Genomic DNA, 20,434 nt, shown 5'->3' with positions numbered 1-20,434 from the left:
CTCAATCAATCAGTCACTCAAGCCCAGCAAACCGCGCGCGTATTGCTGCAAGGGTGGGCCGAGCAGATCCTGGGGCTTGTTGTCGTGGAACGTCAGTAAACCGCCACGACTGCGAATACGTGCCGAATCGATCAGATACTGGGTACTGGTTTCGATCAGCATGATCTGGATGGTACTGGTATCGACCCCCAGGCGGTCCACGGCTTCCTGATCCAGCCACTCATCGGAGTTGCCGATGCGGTCATCCGCCTTGGCAAAACGGGCGTAAAGCAGATAGTGCGCTCCTAGCTCCCGGGCTTCGGCCATGGCTTCGTTGAGGCCTTCGGCTGCTCGGGCGCGACGCACCATGGGGAAATATTCGATAAAGCCGTTGAAGGCTTCCTCCGCCACCACGTTGGGCCGCGGGTACGCGCTGCCTGGAGGAGCGAAAGGCCCCTGGGCGATGAAAATGAACGAATCCGGCTGAATGCGGAATGAGCTGGTACGGCGGGTATCACTGTGGTCGAGCACCCCGGCGTCACTCAGGTGATAACGCACCCCTTCGCCCATATCACTGACATTCATGCAGCCGCCAAGTGCCAAAAAGGCCAGCAGCAAAACCAGGCTACGCATCCTACCCTCCAAAATCCGGTGACGGAAAACCGGCGAATGGCCACGGGATGCAGCTTCCGCGCCAGCTACGCGATTGAAGGAAACTCACGGAAAATCAGCATCAGCCACCGATGATCTTCATCACCGTGGCTCCGCCGGAGAAGGCCACATCCTGCTTGTCTCCCAAGGCCTTGACCAACAGGCGCTGCAGGGCCGGCAAAGCTTGATGGCGCGGCTTGTCCAGCAGATCGCCAACATAGTGACGATTGCTCGAAGACAGGCAGCCGTGCAACCAGCCAGTGGAAGACAGTCGCAGGCGCGAGCAAGTCCGGCAGAACGGCACACTCTCGTTGGCTATCACTCCGAAATGGCCAAGCCCGGGAATCTCGTAGCGCACGGCCGTGGCATCCAGTGGCGCGTCGGCCTGCAGGTAGTCGTAGCGCTGGCCGATCAGGTCCAGCAACTGCTGCAGGCTGACAAACTGCTGCAGGAAAGCATTGCCGTCACTGGCCAGGTGGCCCATGCGCATCAACTCGATGAAACGCAATTCATAGCCCTGCTGCAGACAGTAATCGAGCAACGGCATGACCTGGTCCAGGTTCTGTCCGCGCAACGGCACCATGTTGACCTTGATCTTCAACCCCGCCGCACGGGCTTGCTGCATGCCATCGAGCACAGTGGCCAGATCCCCGCCGCGGGCGATGCTGCGAAAGGCCTTGGCATCCAGAGTGTCGAGAGAAACGTTGATTCGACGGATCCCTGCTTCCAGCAACAATGGCAGCTTGCGCGCCAGCAACTGACCGTTGGTGGTCAGACTGATGTCTTCCAGATCCATCCGCCCCACCGCCGTCATGAAAGCTTCCAGCTTGGGGCTGACCAGGGGCTCACCGCCGGTGATGCGCAAACGCTCGATGCCGGCTGCTTCGATCAGATACGCCACGCCCCGGGCCATCGCCTGGGCCGACAACTCATCCTGGGCAGCCACCAGCCGCTTGCCGTTGGGCACGCAGTAGGTACAGGCGTAGTTGCAGGCAGACGTCAGGCTGATCCGCAAGTTGCGAAAGCGCCTGCCTTGACGATCAACGATCATGGATGACTCCGGCGTAAGAAGGGAGAACCGGCAAAACCTGACTCAAAAATCAGGTTTTAGCAAGTCCCATGCCTGAGTATATTCCTCGGACACCGCGCCATACAGTTACCCGATGGCGCAATACAACGGGCGAATGCCTCAGCTGTTGGAAGTGTCGGGGTCACGCTTGCGCTTGTTGCCCATGCGCACGCCGATGTCCATCAGGAACTGGAAGAAACCTTCCTGATCCTCGAGCACATTGCTCCAGAATGGCGAGTGATAGAGCGCCACGGCACCGTGCACCAGCGCCCAGGAAGCGCAGTAGTGGAAGTAAGGCGGCACGTCTTCCAGCTTGCCTTCGCTGATTCGCCCCTTGATCAGCAGGGTCAGGCGCTCGAAGTTGGAAGCACGGATCTTGTGCAGTTCCTCGACCATCTCCGGCACCTGATTGCCCTTGACCACCTTCTCTTCCAGGCGGTCGAACAACCGGTAGCGCTGCGGATCGCGCATGCGGAACTCGAAGTAGGCCCGAGACAGAGCCTCCTTGTCCTTGTCGACATCGGCAGAGTGCAGCAACTCGTTCAGATCCCGCTCATAGTCGAGCATCAGGCGCAGGTAGATCTCCGCCTTGGACTTGAAATGCTTGTAGATGGTCCCTTTGCCGATACCCACGGCATCCGCAATCATCTCGACGGTGACACTGTCTTCACCTTGTTCGAGGAACAGCTTGAGCGCGGTATCGAGAATTTCTTGCTCACGGCGACGAAACTCACGGACCTTACGAGGTTCTTTTTGCATAAGAAAAGGTCTGTTCGGGGTCAAAATCGAAGCCGCGTATTATGCCTAACTTGCGCCAAAATGCACGGATCATCCGTCGTTGCCACTGTTTCTGACGTAAAAGCCCTCGAGACGAAAAGACACAGATGAGTCGCAAGCGTCCGGAAAATCCAGTGAATACGGGGCCGGCAAGCGGTTCAAATAGAAAACATCGACAGCTGTAAAGCCTCGTATCAGACCGTAAAGTCTCGATTTTTCTGTAATCGGGTCTCGATACCGACCTCAGCCCCACACTCGACGAAAATACCGCAATGAGTCGTAATTGCTTCACTGCTTCGCAGAAGTGTTGCCTTTATCATCATCAGGAAATGTTACCGATAAGCCTTGAAAGCTCCATCCAGGACAGGTGAAAGGTCTGAATGTATCGATACCATTGATGGGGATCAGGCTTCTCGGGAAACAAAACTGCAACAGCTTGTGTGTTTACCGAAGGGTGAAAACCGTCAAATTCGTGCAAATTTTGCGCAAACAGACTGATTTTTTTGGATTTTCAACGAAATAAGCCCCAAAACACCGCAAATGAGAACTCAACCGAAGCGCTCGTATTCCAAATTTGTTTAAAAAACGAACAGGAGCAACTGGACTGAATGCAATAGTGATCAATACTTGAATTGTCGGCGGGACATCTCCCCCAAGTGAAACGCCGATCAAGGTACCGAAGGACCGCGTGCCTTAGTTTTACTCCTAATGGTCTTAACCCGGATTCACCCCCCAGAACCCGGGTTTTTTTTGCCTGAAATTTGCTCTTCCACACACCGGCGACTCAGGCCTCGCCCTTGACTCGCGCCAGGGGAAACAGACGTTTGAAGTTGGCTGTGGTCTGTTCGGCAAAGGCGTCATAGGCTTCGCCCCGCAACATTGCCAGGAACTCCGCCACTTCACGTACGTACTGCGGCAGGTTGGGCTTGCCGCGATAGGGGATAGGCGCCAGATAAGGTGAATCGGTTTCCACCAGCAAGCGATCGGCAGGCACCTGCCGCGCCACATCGCGCAAAGCGTCGGCATTGCGGAAGGTGACAATGCCCGACAGAGAAATATAGAACCCCAGGTCCAGAGCCGCCTTGGCCATGTCCCAGTCCTCGGTGAAGCAATGCAACACGCCGGCATTGGGCAATGCAGCTTCACGCAACAGCTCCAGCGTATCGGCCCGGGCACCGCGGGTATGCACGACCACCGGCTTGCCAGTCTGCTGCGCGGCCTGCAGGTGCAAACGGAAGGACTCCTGCTGCAACTCGGCCGCTTCCGGCTCGTAGTGATAGTCCAGGCCGGTTTCGCCGATAGCCACCACTCGCGGATGGTTCAATTCATCCAGCAACCAGTCCAGCGCCGGAGCCGCCCCCGGCTGCACATCCAGCGGATGCACCCCCACCGAACAATCGACGTCGTCATAACGCTCGGCCAGCGCTTTGACGTCCGCCGCGTTGTCGGCACTGACGCCAATGCACAGAAAATGCCCGACACCGCGCTGACGGGCGGCATCGAGCGCGGCATCCAGTGAGCCGTCGTGGGCGGCAAGGTCGAGACGATCAAGGTGGCAATGGGAATCTACGAGCATAAGAGACTGCAACTACATCCGATAAATGAAAGGGCCGGACTGCACAGTCCGGCCGGATACAGGCTTGATTCTAGGCGCAGCCTGTCAGCGCTGGGTAGGCAACGCCGACCATTGCACCAACAGCGCTTCCAGCAGCAACACGCGATTGAGGTTGGCCTTGCTCAGAACCTTTTGCCGCTGGACCAGGATCCAGTCCTGGATCGCCAGCACCTTGTCCTGGCCGGACTTTTGCGCCAGGTACTGCAGCACCTTGCGCATGTCCTGCAACCCCAGCCCGTCTTCGTCCTGGGTCAGTTGGTAGCGCAGGATCAGGTTCGACCAGTCACAGAACCAATCGAACAGCAGCAACAAGGGGATGGCATTCCAGGCCTCGGCCAACTGGGCTGGCGACTGTTGCTGCTTGAGCAACTTCTTCACCCCCTCTACCACCAACGCCCGCTGCTCACGCACCCCTTGGGCCTGCAAGCCGACGGCAGCCAGCGGCGATCCCGCCGCGAGGGTCAGCAGCTCCAACCGCTCCTCCTCGGTGCATTCAGGCAAGGCCTGGGACAGCCACTGCTGACTCATTGCCGCGCTGGGCAATGGGCACGCCTGCTGCACACAACGGCTCTTGATGGTGGGCAACAGCCGGCTGGGCTGATGGCTCACCAGCAACAGCACGGTGTCGCCTGAAGGCTCCTCAAGGCTTTTCAACAGGGCGTTGGAGGCGTTGATGTTCATCGACTCCACAGGCTCGATCAGCACCACCTTGCGTCCGCCCAGCTGCGCAGTCTGGACCACGAAACTCACCAGCTCGCGAACCTGGTCGACCTTGATCGCCTTGTCCGCCTCTTCGGGTTCCAGCACGTAATTGTCTGGATGACTACCCGCCTGCAACAACAGACAAGACTTGCACTGACCGCAGGCATCCAGCCCGTCGGGGCGCTGGCACAACAAGCGCGCCATCAGGCGCTCAGCCAGGGCCCGCTTGCCAATTCCCGCCGGGCCGTGCAGCAGGTAGGCGTGAGCATGCTGCGCGCGCCCCGCCAACTGTTGCCAGAGGCCGTCCTGCCAGGGAAAGACCTCAGCCACGGGCGCGCTCCAGCAATTGTGGCAGCAAGGCATCCAGGGACTGCTGGACCTGCGCCAGTGGCTGCGCCGCATCCACCAGGAAATAACGCTGCGGAGCAGCTTCAGCACGCTTCAGGTAAGCCTCACGCACCTTCTGGAAAAACGCCTGGCCTTCCTGCTCGAAGCGATCCAGCCGGCCACGGGCACTGGCCCGGGCCAGGCCAACGTCCACTGGCAGGTCAAACACCAGGGTCAGGTCCGGGCGCAGCTGGCCCTGGACGAAATCCTCAAGGGCAGCGATGCGCGCAAGGCTCAGGCCACGACCGGCCCCCTGATAGGCGTAGGTCGAGTCGGTGAAGCGGTCGCACAACACTACCGCGCCCCGGGCCAGTGCCGGGCGAATTACCGAGGCCAAGTGCTGGGCGCGGGCCGCGAACACCAACAGCAGCTCGGTATCGGCGCTCATGACCTCCTCCCCCGGAGTCAGCAACACTTCGCGAATCCGTTCAGCCAGGGGCGTGCCACCAGGCTCGCGGGTCAACAACACTTCGATGCCTGCAGCGCGCAAACGCTCGGCGAGGTACTCGCGGTTGGTGCTTTTGCCGGCACCTTCCGGGCCTTCCAGGGTAATAAACAAGCCAGTCACAGGCAGTCCTTAATCAAAGTCATTGCGGGCGTTTCGGCGCGGGTTCGGGCTCCACCGGAGCCGCAGCCGGCGCGGGTGACGCTGGTGGCGAGCTGTCCGGCGCCGCCTGAGGCGCAACTGCCGGCGCCGAACTCTCGGCTTCGGGAGCGGCCGGAGCAGTTACTGGCGCCGGGCTGGAACGATAGTCGGCGCGACGCTTGAGCTGGAACTCGCGCACGGCGCTGTTATGGGCATCCAGATCATCGGAGAACACATGGCTGCCGTCACCTCGGGCAACAAAATACAGGCTCTTGCCCGGCACCGGATTGAGAGCGGCATGAATCGCCTCGCGCCCGACCATGGCAATCGGCGTGGGTGGCAACCCGGCAATCACATAGGTGTTATAGGGCGTGGCTTCCTTGAGATGTGCCCGGGTCAGCTTGCCGTTGTAGCGCTCACCTAGACCATAGATCACGGTAGGATCGGTCTGCAGCAGCATGCCGATCTGCATGCGCCGTACAAAGACCCCCGCGATCTGTCCACGCTCATGGGGCACGCCGGTTTCCTTTTCCACCAGCGACGCCATGATCAGCGCCTGATAGGGATCACTGTAAGGCGCATCATCAGCCCGCCTGCTCCACTCCTTGGCCAGTACATCGTCCAGGCGGTCATAGGCTTTTTCCAGAAGCTCGGCATCGGTCATGCCGCGCACAAAACGATAGGTATCGGGGAAGAAACGCCCCTCGGGGAACACGCCGCCGTGTCCGAGCTTCTCCATCACCTGGCTGTCGCTGAGACCGGTCAGGGTCTGTTGCAATTTGTCGCTCTTGGCCAGGGCACTGCGCACCTGACGGAAGGTCCAGCCCTCCACCAGGGTCAGGCTGTACTGCACCACCTCGCCTCGCTGCCAGAGACCGATCAGGCCTTCGGCAGTCATGCCCGGTGTCATGCGGTACTCGCCGCTGTGCAAAGGCTGCCCCGGCAAGTTGAAGCGCCAGTAAAGGCGCAGCCAGAACGCGTCCTGGATCACGCCATCAGCCTGCAGACGATTGAAGGTTCCGGTGGGCGTGGAACCGGCGGGAACATCGAGCAGTTGCTCCTGACTCAGGTTCAGCGGTTGTTCCAGGGCCGAGTGCAGTTTCCAGGCACTCACGCCCAGCAGCAGACCTGCCAGGACCAGTCCGGTTTCCAGCAGGAGCAGAAATTTACGTCTCACGAATCAAGCATCCAGTAGTGCGCGGGTAATGCCCTGCAGTTTACGGGTGAGCGCACCCGCCGACCAGCTCATCCCGGCGCAGCCAAGCACTGGCCAAATGCCGTAGACACTGTTGCAGACGAAGACCTCGTCCGCCTGTTGCAGTTGATCAAGGCTGATATCCGTCACTTCAAAGGGGATGCCTTGTGACTCGGCCTGAAACAAAATTTCAGCGCGCATCACTCCAGCCACACCGCAGCGACTCAGATCAGCCGTCAGCAGACGCCCCTGACTGACCAGAAACAGATTGCTGAATACACCTTCGATCACCCGTCCGGCAGCGTCGAGCATCAAGCCTTCGGCGTGCTCGGGATCGCTCCATTCAGCGCGAGCCAGAACCTGTTCAAGGCGATTGAGATGCTTGAGGCCGGCCAACAGCGGCTGCTCGGATAAACGCGTGACGCAAGGGAACAGCACAACCCCCTGATCGGCATGAGCCGCCGGATAAGCCGGCAAGGCCCCGCCCTGGAGAATCCGCCGCGCAGCACCTGCAGGATCGGCGGCATATCCTCGCAGGCTATCGCCCCGGGTCAGGATCAGCTTGAGCACGCCCTCCCCCAGGGCCGCCGCATAGGCCAGCACTTCGTCGCGAATCAGCGCCTGATCCGCGCTCAGCGCCAGACGTCGGCAGCCTTCGGCCAGACGCTGCAAGTGCCGCTCCAGCAGTTGCGGTTGCCCGGATCGGACAGCGATGGTCTCGAACAGACCATCGCCATAGGCCAGGCCGCGGTCCCTGAGCGACAGCGCGTCAGCTGGCCGACCGTCGACCCAGCTATGCATTACTCGGAGAACCGGCGGAACACCAGGGAGCCGTTGGTGCCACCAAAGCCGAAGGAGTTGGACAGCACCACATCGATGTCCATGCTGCGCGCAGTGTGCGGCACGAAATCGAGGTCGCACCCCTCATCCGGTTCATCCAGGTTGATGGTGGGCGGCGCGGCCTGACTGTTGATTGCCAGTACGCTGAAGATCGCCTCGATCGCCCCGGCAGCACCCAGCAGGTGACCGGTCATGGACTTGGTGGAACTGACCGCGAGCTTGTAGGCATGCTCGCCGAACACGCTCTTGATCGCTTCGGCTTCCGCCAGGTCACCGGCCGGAGTCGAAGTACCATGGGCGTTGATGTACTGCACTTGATCGACATTGAGCTTGGCGTCACGCAAGGCGTTGGCGATGCAGCGAGCGGCACCGGCGCCATCGGCGGGTGGCGACGTCATGTGATAGGCATCACCGCTCATGCCGAAGCCGATCAGCTCAGCGTAGATGGTGGCGCCACGAGCCTTGGCGTGCTCCAGCTCCTCAAGAACCAGGGCACCCGCACCGTCGGCCAGCACGAAGCCATCACGCCCCTTGTCCCACGGACGGCTGGCACGGGTCGGCTCGTCATTGCGAGTCGACAGCGCACGGGACGCACCGAAGCCCCCCATACCCAGGCCACAGGCGGCCATTTCGGCGCCACCGGCAATCATCACGTCGGCTTCGCCGTAGGCAATGTTGCGCGCGGCCATGCCGATGCAGTGGGTACCAGTGGTACAGGCAGTAGAAATGGCATAGTTCGGCCCCTGGGCACCCAGATGGATGGACAGGAAGCCGGAAATCATATTGATGATCGAACCGGGCACGAAGAACGGAGAAATCCGCCGTGGGCCGGAATCGTGCAGGATGCGGCTGGTTTCTTCGATATTGGTCAAACCGCCAATACCCGACCCCATGGCCACACCGATGCGCTCGCGGTTGGCATCGGTGACTTCCAGGCCGGCGTTACGCACCGCCTGAAACCCGGCCGCCAGACCGTATTGAATGAACAGGTCGAGTTTGCGGGCCTCTTTGGCCGACAGGTACTCCTCGACATTGAAGCCCTTTACCGAGCCGCCAAAACGGGTGGAATAGGCAGAAAGGTCGGTGTGTTCGATCAGACCAATGCCACTTTGGCCAGCCAGAATGCCCTGCCAGCTACTCGGTACATCCGTACCCAGTGGCGACAACATACCCATACCGGTGACTACGACGCGTCTACGCGACACAGCACTCTCCTTTTTCTAATGACGACACTTTGTATCAGGCCTAAAGAAAAAACCGCACGCCGTAACGGCAGTGCGGTTTTTCCATGACAGCAAAAGACGACTACAAACGATTAAGCCTGGTGGCTGGTAACGTAGTCGATAGCTGCTTGAACGGTAGTGATCTTTTCAGCTTCTTCGTCAGGGATTTCGGTCTCGAATTCCTCTTCCAGAGCCATCACCAGCTCAACGGTGTCAAGGGAGTCGGCACCCAGGTCTTCAACGAAGGAAGCGGTGTTCACAACTTCTTCTTCTTTAACGCCCAGTTGCTCAGCAACGATTTTCTTGACGCGCTCTTCGATGGTGCTCATACCTTGTTTTCACTCCTAATGGACAAATTCAGGCAGCTGGCCAGTGGGTAAGTGTATAGAAAGGCTTTTCAGCTTTTCAACTGAAAGCTTCATCCCTCAAACCCTTTGGCCATCTGCCTATAAATTGATTGCAGCTTTATAACGGATTTTAGACAGCTCGTATGACATTTTTTTGAAGCAATCCGTCACATTTGACTCACATATACATCCCGCCGTTGACCGGGATTGTAGCCCCAGTAACGTATGCCGCACCGTCGGATGCCAGAAAAGCGACCACTTGCGCGATCTCTTGAGCCTGACCCAGACGACCCAGCGGAATTTGCGTCAGCAGGGCTTCACGTTGTGCTTCCGGCAACTCGCGGGTCATATCGGTATCGATAAAACCGGGAGCAACCGAGTTCACAGTGATCGACCGCGAACCCACTTCACGCGCCAGGGCACGGCTGAAACCTTCCAGACCGGCTTTGGCGGCGGCGTAGTTTACTTGGCCTGCGTTGCCCATGGCACCCACAACAGAGCCAATACTGATAATTCGACCCCAACGAGCCTTGGTCATGCCACGCAAAACACCCTTGGACAGGCGATACAGACTATTCAAGTTGGTATCGACCACGTCGTACCACTCGTCATCTTTCATGCGCATCATCAGGTTGTCGCGAGTGATACCGGCGTTGTTCACCAGGATCGCCGGCGCACCGAACTGCTCGGTGATGCTGGCCAGAACCGCAGCCACGGACTCGTCGCTGGTGACATTGAGCTCAAGGCCGGTGCCTTGAATGCCGTTTTCCTTGAGGGTAGCGGCGATGCGCTCGGCTCCCGATGCGGAAGTGGCAGTACCCACCACGGTGGCGCCCATACGCCCCAGCTCAAGCGCGATGGCCTGGCCGATCCCACGGCTGGCGCCGGTCACCAGTGCAACTTTACCTTGCAGACTCATGCAAGCTTCTCCTAGTTCAGGCCAACGCTGCACGAGCGGCAGCGAAAGCATCTGGGGTATTCAGGTTAGAGGTCGACACGCCTTCGGCGCAGCGCTTGTTGAGACCGGCCAGGACCTTGCCCGGACCGCATTCCACCAGCTGGGTGGCGCCCTGGTTCGCCAGGGTCTGCACCGACTCGACCCAGCGCACAGGCTTGTACAGCTGTTCCAGCAAGTCGCGCTTGAGAGTATCTAGGTCGGCCGCCACGGCGGCGCTGACATTCTGTACCAGCGGAATCTGCGGTGCCTGCCAGTTGATCGCAGCAATCGATTCAGCGAAACGCTCAGCCGCAGGGCGCATCAGCTCGCAATGGGACGGCACGCTGACCGGCAATGGCATGGCGCGCTTGGCTCCGCGCGCCTTGCAACCCTCGATAGCACGGTCCACCGCCGCCTTGGCACCAGCGATCACCACCTGGCCCGGGGAGTTGTAGTTCACCGCACTAACCACTTCACCTTGCGCAGCTTCTGCACAGGCCGCCACGACATCGGCGTCGTCCAGACCAAGAATGGCCGCCATGCCGCCTTGACCTGCCGGCACGGCTTCCTGCATCAGCTGACCACGACGCTCGACCAGCTTGACCGCTTCGGCCAGAGTCAGACTGCCAGCGGCCACCAGAGCGCTGTATTCACCCAGACTGTGACCCGCGACGAAGGCCGGACGCGCACCACCCTCAGCCAACCAGACACGCCATAGGGCGATGGAGGCGGTGAGGATGGCCGGTTGAGTCTTGTCGGTTTGATTGAGCAGCTCTTCGGGACCTTGCTGGGTCAGAGCCCAGAGGTCGTAACCCAGAGCATCGGAGGCTTCCTTGAAGGTGTCGAGGATCAGTGGGTACTGCGCGCCCAACTCGGCCAACATGCCGAGGGACTGCGAGCCCTGTCCTGGAAAGACGAATGCGAGGGATGCAGACATGTAACAAGCCCCTAATGATCTTGTCGTCGGAGAATTGACGTCACACCGCGGTGGACGCAAGAAACTGACAGTTGGATGGCCAATTGAACTGAGCGGTCACATTTAAGCACTCCACAGGATAAACGCCTAAAGCAACAGATCTTCAAGGCGCCCATGCAGGCGTCGCGGCAGGTCTTCCTGGATTTCGATCAATGCACGCTGAATCGCACTCTGAAACCCCTGAACGCCCGCAGAACCGTGGCTTTTCACCACTATTCCCTGCAACCCGAGAAAGCTCGCACCATTGTGCCGAGCCGGCGCCAGGTCCGCCTGTAATCGCCGCATCAGCGGCAAGGCCAGTACACCTACGGCGCGGGATAGCAGATTGCGTCTGAACAATGCCTCGATACGAGCAGCAATCATGGTGGCCAGCCCCTCGCTGGACTTGAGCAGGATGTTGCCGACAAAACCGTCGCACACCACCACATCCGCCTCGCCGCGATACAACCCGTCACCTTCAACGAAGCCTATGTAGTTCAGCCCTCGCGCCTGCTGAAGCAGACTCGCCGCCAGCTTGACCTGCTGATTACCCTTGATGTCTTCGGTACCGATATTCAGCAACGCCACTCTTGGCCGCACGATGCCCAGGCTTTGTGCCGCAACCGACCCCATGATTGCGAACTGCAACAGGTGCTCGGCACTGCAATCGACGTTGGCCCCCAGGTCCAGCAACTGGCAATAGCCGCGCTGAGTGGGAATGGCAGCCACCATCGCCGGACGATCGATGCCGGGCAGGGTCTTGAGCACGTAACGCGACAGAGCCATCAGCGCCCCGGTATTACCTGCACTGACACAAGCCTGGACCTTTTCATCCCGCAACAACTCGAGCGCCACCCGCATCGACGAATCAGGCTTGCCACGCAATGCCTGGGCAGGCTTCTCGTCCATGGCAATCACTTCGCTTGCCGGAGTAATCGTCAGGCGTGCGCGATCCACGGCCGAATGACCGGAGAGCAGCTCTTCAAGTAGGGAGGGTTGACCGACCAGGGTCAGGTGCAGCGAGGGGGTAGCAGACAGGCAAGCAATACTGGCCTGAACAATGCTGCGGGGACCGAAGTCCCCGCCCATTGCGTCAATCGCGATGACTTGAGCGGACAAGGATTACTCGTCAGCGCCCTTGTCGATCACTTTACGACCACGGTATACGCCTTCTGGCGATACGTGGTGACGCAGGTGAACTTCACCGGTGGTCTTTTCTACGGACAGGGTGCTAGCCTCGAGAGCATCGTGGGAGCGACGCATGTCACGGGCAGAGCGGGATTTTTTGTTCTGCTGAACAGCCATAATTGATTAACTCCTAAACGTTTGGGTCACGCTTTAACTGCGCCAATACACTGAACGGGTTGGACCGCGTTACCTCGTCCTCGCTCGGTTCGGGCTCATCGAGCCCCGCCGGCTGCTGGCATTCTTCCGGATGATGAGCAGGCACGATGGGCAAGGCAAGCAAAAGCTCTTCCTCGACCAACGCCTGCAGATCCAAAGGATCTTCGCCCAGTTCCAGCACGTCATAACCTTTCGGCAACGACTGGGTATTCGCACCCTCCTTCACCACGGCGTAACTGCACTCGCTGTGGATCGGCAGGGTGACCAGCTCAAGACAACGCTGGCAAACCATTTTGACTTCGACGTCGATGGAGCTGTGGATAACTACAGCTTTACGCTCGTCACGCTCGAAAACGAATTTAGCCTGCACCGTACCGACATTGTCGGAAAGCGGGTCGCAGAGTCTCTCCAAATCGGCCAGCAGCAGTTCACCTTGAAGGGTGGTGCCACGGTCAGCCAATTTGCGCGGGTCAACGTGAGGTGGAATCGGGTCATTCAACATAGGCGCAGCATTATAGGGATGCCCCCGGCCATGTCAAAGGAAATTCAGCCCTGTCCGTCACTTGCGAGCCCCGCTAGAATTCCCGCCCCACCCCAGGAGATGCGCATGCTGCCTTTATTACTAGCTTCGAGCTCGGTGTACCGCCGAGAATTGCTCTCTCGCCTGCAACTCCCCTTCACTTGCAGCTCTCCTGACATTGACGAAAGCCACCGCCCAGGCGAGCACGCCATAGAGCTGGTGAAGCGCCTGGCCGAGGAAAAAGCCCGCGCCCTGGCAACCACCCACCCGGCACACCTGATCATCGGCTCGGATCAGGTAGCGGTACTAGGGGGGCGCATCATCGGCAAGCCTCACACCTTCGACAAGGCCCGCCAGCAGTTGCTGGACGCCAGCGGCGCGAGCGTGACCTTCCTCACCGGCCTAGCCCTGCTCAACAGCAAGAGCGGCCAATGCCAGGTGGATTGCATCCCCTTTACGGTCAACATGCGCCACCTCGACAGCGCCCGCATCGAACGCTACCTGCACGCAGAGCAGCCCTTCGACTGCGCTGGCAGCTTCAAGGCCGAAGGCCTGGGTGTCAGCCTGTTCCAGAGCACCGTCGGCAGCGATGCCACCAGCCTCATAGGACTGCCACTGATCCGCCTGGTGGACATGCTACTGGCCGAAGGCGTGGAAGTGCCCTGAGCAGACACTAAAAAGCCGGCACTGCGGCCGGCTTTTTACCCCCCCGAAGTCAACGCAAGGTTGGCCCCTGAAAGCCCATCCACATGGCGATCTGCTCAGCCACGCTGGCGCCCAGCTTCTTCGAGAAACGATCGAAAGGCGACTCCTGAACAGTAAAATCCACCACTTCCTTCTCGCCGATCACATCCCGCGCCACCGAACTGGTGCTGCCCAGGCCGTCAATCAAGCCCAACTGCAGTGCCTGCTCACCAGACCAGACCAGCCCGGAAAACAGCTCAGGATGCTCCTTGTCCTTGAGACGCTCGCCACGCCCCTGCTTGACGCTGGCGATGAACTGACGATGAGTTGTATCCAGCACACCTTGCCAGAACTGGGTCTCTTCAGGCTTTTGCGGCTGAAACGGATCAAGGAACGACTTGTGCTCGCCAGAGGTGTAGGTACGGCGCTCGACCCCCAGCTTCTCCATCGCACCGACAAAACCGTAACCGGCAGCCGTAACCCCAATGGAGCCCACCAGACTCGCCTTGTCGGCATAGATCTGATCAGCAGCACTGGCAATGTAATAAGCGCCAGAAGCACCGAGATCAGAAATCACCGCATACACCTTGGTGTCCTTGTGCAGAGCCCGTAAACGGCGAATCTCGTCATAAACATAGCCAGACTGCACCGGACTGCCGCCAGGACTGTTGATACGCAAAACAATGCCCTTGACCTTGGGATCATCAAAGGCCGTGCGCAAGCTACCGACGATATTGTCCGCGCTTGCAGACTCCTTGTCGGCAATCACCCCCGTGACATCGATCACTGCGGTGTAGCTACCACCACGAGCGGCGCTCTTCTCCATGGTCATCAACGGAGTAAACAACGCCAGCGCGACAAACAGGTACACAAAGGTCAGCAGCTTGAAGAAAATCCCCCAACGCCGCGAACGACGCTGCTCCTGAACACTGGCCAGGAGGGTCTTTTCCAACAACCGCCAGCTTTTATCGTCACCACCTTCAGCGCCGGCCTTGCTTGGCGCCTTCCATTCATCAGACATGCTTGCTACCCCAACGAAAACTTAATCGACACCTTGACTGAGCCAGGCGTGCAACTCAGGAAAACGATCGATGGACAGGCGCGGCTCAAACACCTGCAAGGCCTCAATGGACTGAGCACCGTAGCTAACCGCCACCGAATCCATGCCAGCATTACGCGCCATCAACAGATCAAAGGACGAATCCCCGACCATCAATGCCTGCCGAGGCCCAACACCGCAATGAGCAAGAATCTCCTCCAGCATCAAGGGATGGGGCTTGCTGGCAGTCTCATCGGCAGCCCGGGTGATATCGAAATACTCTTCCCAGCCATGAGACTTCAGCACCCGATCCAAGCCCCGGCGCGCCTTGCCCGTAGCGACCGCCAACCGATAACCCTCAGCCCGAAAAGCCTCAAGAGACGACACCACTCCAGCAAACAACGGTGAAGGCTCAGCCTCAAGCGCGATGTAGTGTTCCGCGTAATGCTGACGAAAGGCGACCAACTGGCCGTCGTCGATTTCCGGATACAAGGTACGAATCGCCTCTGGCAACCCAAGCCCAATGATGCCCTTGACGGCAAAATCATCACGCCGAGGAAAACCGGATCGATCGGCAGATACGTGCATCGACTCAACAATCCGACCAATGGAGTCAGCCAGAGTGCCGTCCCAATCGAAGATCAGCAGTTGGTAATCAGGGTGCACTCAAGCGCTCCACGGTTTTGGCCCACATGTCGTCCACTGGGGCCTGCAACTTCAGCTCACCACCATCCGGCAGCGGCACCGTCAACATATAGGCATGGAGAAAGAGGCGCTTGCCGCCCAACTCGCGAATCTCACGAGTGAAATCATCGTCGCCGTATTTGCTGTCGCCAGCGATGCAGTGCCCGGCGTGCAGGGTGTGCACACGAATCTGATGCGTACGCCCGGTGACCGGCTTGGCCTCGACCATAGTGGCGAACTCACCGAAGCGGCGCAGCACCTTGAACACCGTCAAGGCCTCCTTGCCCTCCTCGTTCACCTCCACCATGCGCTCGCCTGAGCGCAGATTGCTCTTGAGCAACGGCGCCCGCACCTGCTTCAGCGCAGTAGCCCAGTGACCACGAACCAGCGCCATATAGCGCTTATCCACACCATCACCGCGCAAAGCGGCATGCAGGTGGCGCAACATGCTGCGCTTCTTCGCGATCATCAACAGGCCAGAAGTATCGCGATCAAGGCGATGCACCAGCTCCAGCTCCTTGGCATCCGGGCGCAACTGACGAAAGGCTTCGATTACCCCGAAATTCAGGCCGCTTCCGCCATGCACAGCAATGCCTGCAGGCTTGTTGATCACAATCAGGGCCTTGTCTTCGAAGACGATCGACGCCTCAAGACGCTGCAGCAAACCCTGCGCCAGCGGCACCGGTTCATCGCGCTCAGGCACGCGCACCGGCGGCACGCGCACCACATCACCCGCCTGCAGCTTGTATTCGGGCTTGATCCGCCCCTTGTTCACCCGCACTTCGCCTTTGCGCAAAATGCGATAAATCAAGGTCTTGGGCACGCCTTTGAGCCGAGCGAGAAGGAAGTTATCAATTCGTTGGCCGGCATATTCCGGCGAGACCTCAAGCATTTGAACGCCTGGGGTCGAGGGGGCAGTAGTCGTCATGGCGCGAATGATAACAATTTTTTATGGATTTGAAGCACTTAATGATTGCTGCTATAGTCGCGAACGCCGCCAAAAGCGGCTGGACAGCGGAACAGCGGCAACTAGCCGGCCCTGACCAACGCAATTCATAAGGACGCAAGGCCGTCCTACGCAGCTCTCGCTACATACCGGAAGAGTCTGACGTTGTAACAAGCGCAGGTGACATGAGGCCTGAAACCCGTAGAAAGCAGAGTTATCACTCGCCTTTTACGCAGCGATTAACGGCCAGTTCACAAAGTGCAGTCGGCGACAGACAACCCCGAGCGAAGGTTACGGAAACAACGCCTTTAGCCATGATGCGTGACCTCCCCTTTCGGAGTTCACGGTAAATGCCAACCCGCTGCGGATTCTGCGCGCGGCAGCACCCGAATTATCAGGGATACGTGTAGGGTGGAGATGCACAACCGTCGGACTGTGTAGCATTAGGCTTTATTCAAGACGCTTCATCTCGTCCACAGTCGCCGGTTGATTCCTCCTCCTGACAGACTTTTGCTTAAGCGGTGCCTTAGTCACCACAGCAAGCAGGACGCGTGAGTCGCGACTTCGTTCTTAGTTATTCGGACGAACCTCGCTAGACACTCGAGTGGTCAACCACTCCTGACGCACCTGACACCGACCGTGAGAAGTCGTGTGTGCCGAACGCCGTTTCCGGCAGCCCGGAAACCGACGGTACTACATGAAAAGAATGCTGATTAACGCAACTCAACCCGAAGAGTTGCGTGTTGCCCTGGTAGACGGCCAGCGCCTCTACGATCTGGACATCGAGTCCGGTGCACGCGAGCAGAAAAAGGCCAACATCTATAAAGGCCGCATCACTCGTATCGAACCAAGCCTTGAGGCTGCCTTTGTCGATTTCGGCTCTGAGCGCCACGGCTTCCTGCCCCTCAAAGAAATCTCCCGCGAATACTTCAAGAAAGCCCCCGAAGGCCGCGTCAACATCAAGGACGTCCTGAGCGAAGGCCAGGAAGTCATCGTCCAGGTCGAAAAAGAAGAGCGTGGCAACAAGGGCGCCGCCCTGACCACCTTCATCAGCCTGGCGGGCCGTTACCTGGTACTGATGCCGAACAACCCACGTGCCGGCGGCATCTCCCGCCGCATCGAAGGCGAAGAGCGCAACGAACTGCGTGAAGCGCTGAACGGCCTGGTAGCTCCTGCCGACATGGGCCTGATCGTGCGCACTGCCGGCCTGGGCCGCAGCAGCGAAGAGATGCAGTGGGACCTCGACTACCTGCTGCAACTCTGGACCGCCATCAAAGAAGCATCGCTGGATCGCTCCGCGCCATTCCTGATCTACCAGGAAAGCAACGTGATCATCCGCGCGATCCGCGACTACCTGCGCCAGGACATCGGCGAAGTGCTGATCGACAGCGTTGAAGCCCAGGACGAAGCCCTGACCTTCATCCGCCAGGTGATGCCGCAGTACGCCAGCAAGATCAAGCTGTACGAAGACAGCGTGCCGCTGTTCAACCGTTTCCAGATCGAAAGCCAGATCGAGACCGCCTTCCAGCGCGTGGTTGAACTGCCTTCCGGCGGTTCCATCGTCATCGACCCGACCGAAGCCCTGGTGTCCATCGACATCAACTCGGCCCGCGCCACCAAAGGCAGCGACATCGAAGAAACCGCCCTGCAGACCAACCTGGAAGCAGCGGAAGAAATCGCTCGCCAACTGCGCCTGCGTGATATCGGCGGCCTGATCGTCATCGACTTCATCGACATGACCCCAGCCAAGAACCAGCGCGCCGTGGAAGAAAAAGTCCGCGAATGCCTGGAAGCCGACCGCGCCCGCGTGCAGATCGGCCGCATCTCGCGCTTTGGCCTGCTGGAAATGTCCCGTCAGCGCCTGCGCCCATCCCTGGGTGAAAGCAGCGGCATCGTCTGCCCACGCTGCAACGGCACCGGCATCATCCGTGACGTCGAGTCGCTGTCCCTGGCGATCCTGCGCCTGATCGAAGAAGAAGCCCTGAAAGACCGCACCGCCGAAGTTCGCGCCCAAGTGCCGATTCCGGTCGCCGCCTTCCTGCTCAACGAAAAACGCAACTCGATCACCAAGATCGAACTGCGCACCCGTGCCCGCATCGTCATCCTGCCGAACGATCACCTCGAAACGCCGCACTTCGAAGTTCAGCGCCTGCGCGATGACAGCCCGGAAGCCAACACCAACCAGTCCAGCTACGAAATCGCCGCTGCCGCTGCCGAAGCCGAAGAAGTTCAGCCAACCGCCGCCACCCGTACCCTGGTTCGCCAGGAAGCCGCAGTGAAGACCGCTCCGGCCCGCGCCAACGCACCAGTGCCAACCGAAGCCCCTGCACCGGTTGCCGCTCCAGCTCCGGTTGTTGCCGAGCCGAGCCTGTTCAAAGGCCTGGTGAAGTCCCTGGTCAGCCTGTTCGCCACCAAGGAAGAGCCAGCGGCTCCAGTTGTGGTCGAGAAGCCAGTGACCGAACGTCCTGCGCGCAGCAACGAAGAACAACGTCGCAACGGCCGCCAACAGAGCCGCAACCGTAACGGTCGCCGCGATGAAGAACGCAAGCCGCGCGAAGAACGTGCTCCGCGTGAAGAACGCGCACCACGGGAAGAGCGTCAGCCACGGGAAGTTCGTGAAGCCCGTGAAGAAGTACAAGGCGTAGCCCGCGAAGAACGCGCTCCACGCGCACCTCGTGAAGAACGTCAACCACGCGCCCCTCGCGAGGACCGCAAGCCACGTGGCGAGCGTGAAGAACGTGTTCGCGAACTGCGTGAACCTCTGGATGCCGCTCCGGCTGCAGCCGCCGCTACCGCCGCTGCTGTGACTGAAGAGCGTCCAGCTCGCCAGCCACGTGAAGAGCGCCAGCCGCGTCAACCACGTGAAGAGCGCCAACCACGCGCCGAGCAGGCTCAAGCCGCTGCCGCCAGCGAAGAAGAAGTGCTGCCGAACGAAGAGCAACTGCAGGAAGAAGGCCAGGACAACGCCGAAGGCGAACGTCCACGTCGTCGCTCCCGCGGCCAGCGTCGTCGCAGCAATCGTCGTGAACGTCAGCGCGATGCCAACGGCAATGTGATCGAAGGCTCGGAAGAGAACGGCGAAGAGCCGAGCAGCGCCGACCTGGCTGCCGGCCTCGCGGTTACCGCTGCCGTTGCCAGCACCGCCATCAGCGCCAACGCTGAAGCCGAAGCGCATCAGCAAGCCGAACGTGCTACGGCCGCGGTTGAAGAAAAGGCTCCGCAAGCGCCTGTTGTTGAAGCCACCACTGCAGTGGAAGCTCCAGCAGCTCCAGCGGTTGAAGTTGCTCCAGTAGCCGAAGCAGCTCCGGTTGTTGCAGAACCCGCCCAGGTTGAAGTCGCTGCCGAACCCGCCGTGGTTGTGGAAGCACAGCCAGTGGTTGCCCAGCAGCCTGTGGCAGAACCTGTAGCCCCAGCGCCAGTGACTGAAGAAAAGGCCATCGAGCCGGCTCAGGAAACTCCAGTGCCTGCAACTGAGCCTGTAGCTGTCGAACAGCCAGTGGTCGCCCAGCAACCAGCCCAGGCCGAAGAGCCTGCTCCGGTTGCCGCCCCTGTGGTTGCCGAAGCACCCGCTCCAGTGATCGAGGCCGCTCCTGCCAGCGCCCTGACCAGCAACGGTCGCGCACCAAACGATCCGCGCGAAGTGCGTCGTCGCAAGCGTGAAGCCGAGCGTCTGCAGAAGGAAGCCGAACTGGCTGCCGCAGCTGCCCCGGTTGAAGCCGTGGTCGCTGCCGAACCCGCTCCGGTAGAAGCGCCAGTGGTCGTCGAGGCCGCTCCAGCGCCTGTCGAAGCAGCCGAAGCAGCACCTGCGCCTGTCGCCGAACCTGCGGTCGAGCAAGCTGCCCCAGCAGTGGAAGAGGCTCCGCACAACGTCGAGCACGCCGTTGAGCACGTAGCCCACACCGAGGAGAAACAGCACGAGCCTAAACCTCTCGTCTGACTCCATCGGCAATGAAA

General features: G+C 59.8%; 20 protein-coding genes. 2 read left to right on the top strand and 18 right to left on the bottom strand.

The annotated features are described in order from the left end of the window. Window positions 1-9: 9 nt before the first annotated feature. The 15 genes from Q8O96_RS01145 to Q8O96_RS01075 all read right to left on the bottom strand — a co-directional run bounded on the left by Q8O96_RS01145 (window position 10) and on the right by Q8O96_RS01075 (window position 13,109). The gene (locus tag Q8O96_RS01145; protein ID WP_102863903.1) at window positions 10-612 is read right to left on the bottom strand and encodes a DUF4823 domain-containing protein; all 603 of its coding nucleotides are present in this window, start codon (window positions 610-612) and stop codon (window positions 10-12) included. A gap of 100 nt (window positions 613-712) precedes the next feature. Beyond that, on the bottom strand, window positions 713-1,681 hold the full coding sequence (locus Q8O96_RS01140) for a GTP 3',8-cyclase MoaA (protein ID WP_305948229.1): 969 nt from the start codon (window positions 1,679-1,681) through the stop codon (window positions 713-715). Window positions 1,682-1,819: 138 nt separating this feature from the next. Beyond that, window positions 1,820-2,458: a TetR/AcrR family transcriptional regulator gene (locus tag Q8O96_RS01135; RefSeq protein ID WP_011060125.1), complete on the bottom strand. Its 639-nt coding sequence runs from the start codon at window positions 2,456-2,458 to the stop codon at window positions 1,820-1,822. An 802-nt stretch (window positions 2,459-3,260) separates the two neighbouring features. Continuing rightward, window positions 3,261-4,052, bottom strand: coding sequence for a TatD family hydrolase (locus Q8O96_RS01130; RefSeq protein WP_102863905.1), 792 nt, complete (start codon window positions 4,050-4,052; stop codon window positions 3,261-3,263). Window positions 4,053-4,136: 84 nt separating this feature from the next. Next, on the bottom strand, window positions 4,137-5,123 hold the full coding sequence (locus Q8O96_RS01125) for a DNA polymerase III subunit delta' (RefSeq protein WP_305948228.1): 987 nt from the start codon (window positions 5,121-5,123) through the stop codon (window positions 4,137-4,139). Further along, window positions 5,116-5,748 carry a dTMP kinase gene (gene tmk, locus Q8O96_RS01120; RefSeq protein WP_102863907.1) on the bottom strand — a complete coding sequence of 211 codons (633 nt, stop codon included), beginning with the start codon at window positions 5,746-5,748 and terminating at the stop codon, window positions 5,116-5,118. The genes Q8O96_RS01125 and tmk overlap by 8 nt, the downstream gene beginning before the upstream one ends. A 19-nt stretch (window positions 5,749-5,767) precedes the next feature. Further along, window positions 5,768-6,943, bottom strand: a complete 1,176-nt coding sequence (gene mltG, locus Q8O96_RS01115; protein WP_305948227.1) for an endolytic transglycosylase MltG — start codon at window positions 6,941-6,943, stop codon at window positions 5,768-5,770. A 3-nt stretch (window positions 6,944-6,946) separates the two neighbouring features. Continuing rightward, window positions 6,947-7,762 (bottom strand): aminodeoxychorismate lyase, encoded by an 816-nt coding sequence (gene pabC / locus Q8O96_RS01110; RefSeq protein WP_305948226.1) that lies wholly within the window; start codon window positions 7,760-7,762, stop codon window positions 6,947-6,949. Then, window positions 7,762-9,006: a beta-ketoacyl-ACP synthase II gene (gene fabF / locus Q8O96_RS01105; protein WP_250329329.1), complete on the bottom strand. Its 1,245-nt coding sequence runs from the start codon at window positions 9,004-9,006 to the stop codon at window positions 7,762-7,764. Before fabF ends, pabC begins: the two co-directional genes overlap by 1 nt. Before the next feature lie 110 nt (window positions 9,007-9,116). Next, entirely contained in the window at window positions 9,117-9,353 is a 237-nt protein-coding gene (gene acpP / locus Q8O96_RS01100; RefSeq protein WP_003175607.1) for an acyl carrier protein, read from the bottom strand. Between the two features lie 196 nt (window positions 9,354-9,549). Beyond that, window positions 9,550-10,290 carry a 3-oxoacyl-ACP reductase FabG gene (fabG, locus tag Q8O96_RS01095; protein ID WP_011060118.1) on the bottom strand — a complete coding sequence of 247 codons (741 nt, stop codon included), beginning with the start codon at window positions 10,288-10,290 and terminating at the stop codon, window positions 9,550-9,552. Window positions 10,291-10,306: 16 nt separating this feature from the next. After that, window positions 10,307-11,245, bottom strand: coding sequence for an ACP S-malonyltransferase (gene fabD / locus Q8O96_RS01090; protein ID WP_102863911.1), 939 nt, complete (start codon window positions 11,243-11,245; stop codon window positions 10,307-10,309). A gap of 126 nt (window positions 11,246-11,371) precedes the next feature. Then, the gene (gene plsX, locus Q8O96_RS01085; protein ID WP_102863912.1) at window positions 11,372-12,382 is read right to left on the bottom strand and encodes a phosphate acyltransferase PlsX; all 1,011 of its coding nucleotides are present in this window, start codon (window positions 12,380-12,382) and stop codon (window positions 11,372-11,374) included. 3 nt (window positions 12,383-12,385) lie between these two features. Further along, window positions 12,386-12,568 (bottom strand): 50S ribosomal protein L32, encoded by a 183-nt coding sequence (gene rpmF / locus Q8O96_RS01080; RefSeq protein WP_003179396.1) that lies wholly within the window; start codon window positions 12,566-12,568, stop codon window positions 12,386-12,388. 13 nt (window positions 12,569-12,581) lie between these two features. After that, window positions 12,582-13,109 (bottom strand): YceD family protein, encoded by a 528-nt coding sequence (locus Q8O96_RS01075; protein ID WP_011060115.1) that lies wholly within the window; start codon window positions 13,107-13,109, stop codon window positions 12,582-12,584. A 105-nt stretch (window positions 13,110-13,214) separates the two neighbouring features. Here Q8O96_RS01075 and Q8O96_RS01070 point away from each other — a divergent pair, with 105 nt between their 5' ends. Continuing rightward, window positions 13,215-13,793, top strand: coding sequence for a nucleoside triphosphate pyrophosphatase (locus tag Q8O96_RS01070; protein WP_115581901.1), 579 nt, complete (start codon window positions 13,215-13,217; stop codon window positions 13,791-13,793). A gap of 49 nt (window positions 13,794-13,842) precedes the next feature. Here the strand turns inward: Q8O96_RS01070 and sppA are convergent, their stop codons facing one another. From sppA to rluC, 3 genes are read right to left on the bottom strand one after another with little or no spacing between them, the layout of a single operon-like run. Beyond that, complete coding sequence (gene sppA / locus Q8O96_RS01065; RefSeq protein ID WP_115581900.1) at window positions 13,843-14,832, bottom strand: signal peptide peptidase SppA; 990 nt, start codon at window positions 14,830-14,832, stop codon at window positions 13,843-13,845. A gap of 21 nt (window positions 14,833-14,853) precedes the next feature. After that, window positions 14,854-15,516, bottom strand: coding sequence for an HAD-IA family hydrolase (locus Q8O96_RS01060; protein ID WP_102863915.1), 663 nt, complete (start codon window positions 15,514-15,516; stop codon window positions 14,854-14,856). Further along, window positions 15,506-16,462 carry a 23S rRNA pseudouridine(955/2504/2580) synthase RluC gene (rluC, locus tag Q8O96_RS01055; protein WP_102863916.1) on the bottom strand — a complete coding sequence of 319 codons (957 nt, stop codon included), beginning with the start codon at window positions 16,460-16,462 and terminating at the stop codon, window positions 15,506-15,508. The genes Q8O96_RS01060 and rluC overlap by 11 nt, the downstream gene beginning before the upstream one ends. A 715-nt stretch (window positions 16,463-17,177) precedes the next feature. Between rluC and rne the strand changes: the two genes are divergently transcribed. Beyond that, window positions 17,178-20,417 carry a ribonuclease E gene (gene rne, locus Q8O96_RS01050; protein ID WP_102863917.1) on the top strand — a complete coding sequence of 1,080 codons (3,240 nt, stop codon included), beginning with the start codon at window positions 17,178-17,180 and terminating at the stop codon, window positions 20,415-20,417. The last annotated feature ends 17 nt before the right edge of the window (window positions 20,418-20,434 follow it).

It is taken from the genome of Pseudomonas sp. LPH60, from assembly GCF_030718165.1.
In the GTDB taxonomy this organism is placed as follows: domain Bacteria; phylum Pseudomonadota; class Gammaproteobacteria; order Pseudomonadales; family Pseudomonadaceae; genus Aquipseudomonas; species Aquipseudomonas danubii.
The sequence above is the reverse complement of the archived record's forward strand: the minus strand, read 5'-3'. Positions and strand labels throughout refer to the sequence as shown.